General features: G+C 71.8%; 3 protein-coding genes. All 3 read right to left on the bottom strand.

Going from position 1 to position 1,531, the window contains the following annotated elements; all coding sequences use genetic code 11:
• Positions 1–34 precede the first annotated feature (34 nt).
• The 3 genes from H5J29_RS34540 to H5J29_RS36740 are packed head-to-tail and all read right to left on the bottom strand — an operon-like array spanning position 35 to position 1,529.
• The gene (locus H5J29_RS34540) at positions 35–439 is read right to left on the bottom strand and encodes an NAD(P)/FAD-dependent oxidoreductase (RefSeq protein WP_220188207.1); all 405 of its coding nucleotides are present in this window, start codon (positions 437–439) and stop codon (positions 35–37) included.
• A complete protein-coding gene (locus H5J29_RS32245) occupies positions 427–1,356 on the bottom strand; it encodes an NAD(P)/FAD-dependent oxidoreductase (protein ID WP_220188206.1) in 930 nt (309 codons plus the stop codon). Before H5J29_RS32245 ends, H5J29_RS34540 begins: the two co-directional genes overlap by 13 nt.
• Entirely contained in the window at positions 1,353–1,529 is a 177-nt protein-coding gene (locus H5J29_RS36740; protein ID WP_512700155.1) for a hypothetical protein, read from the bottom strand. The genes H5J29_RS32245 and H5J29_RS36740 overlap by 4 nt, the downstream gene beginning before the upstream one ends.
• Positions 1,530–1,531 lie beyond the last annotated feature (2 nt).

Below are 1,531 nucleotides of genomic sequence, written 5' to 3'. Positions count from 1 at the left end.
CGATGGAGCTGCGCGAGCAGCCCTGACCAGCGGCTCAGGCGGCGCCGGTGTCCGCACCGGTGGCTGGGCGGGCGGGCGCGTCCGGAGGGCGTTCCTCCTCGGCCTGCTTGTAGGTGATCAGCCGGTGCCCCCGGTTGTGGGAGAAGGTCAGCGCGCGGGCCCAGGTGTAGATCGTGCCGATCCGGTTGCCCCAGCCGATCAGGTAGAGCACGTGGATGAAGCCCCACATCGTGTAGCCGAGCACCCCGGTGAACTTCATGCCGAAGGCGTCGGCCACCGCCGAGCGGTGCCCGATCGTGGCCATGCTGCCCTTGTCGAAGTACTTGAACGGCGCCACGCGCTCGTCGCCGGCGAGCCTGGCCTTGATCACCCCGCCGACGTACTTGCCCTCCTGCATGGCGGGCTGCGCCACGCCCGGGAGCTTGTTCAGCGAGACCATGTCCCCGATCGCGAAGACCTCGGGGTGCCCGGGATCCGCCCCGCCCGGTCCGTCTCCAGCCCCGCCCGCGCGGCCAGCTGCGCCGCGAGCGGAGAGGCCTGGACGCCTGCGGCCCAGATACGCGTCCGGGTCCGGATGGTCTCCGGCCCGTCGGGCCCCTTCACGGTGACCGACTGCTCGTCCATGTCGGTGGCGAGGGTGTTGAGCCGGATCTCCACACCCATCCGCTCGAGCCGCTCGTGCGTGTAGCGCTGCAGCTTCGGGGCGAACGGACCCAGCACCGCACCCATCCCCTCGACCAGTAGGATCCGCGCCTCCCGGGTGTTCACCGAGCGGTAGTCCCGCGGGAGGACCGTGTGCGCCAGCTCGGCGACCTGCCCCACCAGCTCGACGCCCGTCGGACCGGCCCCGATGACCACGAACGTGAGCCACTCGGCCCGCTCGGCCGGGTCGGTGCACAGCTCCGCCGTCTCGAACGCCACGAGGATCCGGTCCCGCAGGTACCGGGCGTCCTCGATCGTCTTCATCCCCGGCGCGTACTGGGCGAACTCGTCCCGGCCGAAGTACGAGTGGGTGGCCCCGCCCGCCACGACGAGGGTGTCGTAGGGCAGCTCGACGGTGTGGTGCTCAGGTCCGTCGGCGCGCACGACCCTGTTCTCCAGGTCCAGCTCGGTGACCTCGGCCAGGATGGCCCGCGCGTTGCGTTGCTTGGAGATCACGCTGCGCAGCGCGGGCGCGATCAGCCCGGGCGACAGGATCCCGGCCGCGACCTGGTACAGCAGCGGCTGGAAGAGATGGTGGTTGGCCCGGTCGACCACGGTCACGTCGACGTCGGCGTGGGCCAGCGCGCGGGTCGCGTTCAGGCCGCCGAACCCGCCGCCGACCACGACGACCCGGTGCCGGTGCTGCTCGGTCATCTGGACTCCCCTTCGGTGGTGCGCCACAGGAAGACGCCGTCGGGACCGCGCGCCCGCTCCAGCGCGCCGCCCGCCTCGTGGTGGGCGAGGTAGGCCAGGATCTCGGCCATCGCGAAGTGCCGTCGTGCGCCGCTGAGCGCGACCGTGAAGAGCAGTGCGGTGAGCTCGGCCACCG

The organism is Pseudonocardia pini, from assembly GCF_013870575.1.
Taxonomy (GTDB): domain Bacteria; phylum Actinomycetota; class Actinomycetes; order Mycobacteriales; family Pseudonocardiaceae; genus Pseudonocardia; species Pseudonocardia pini.
This window is presented reverse-complemented; position numbering and strand designations above follow the sequence as displayed.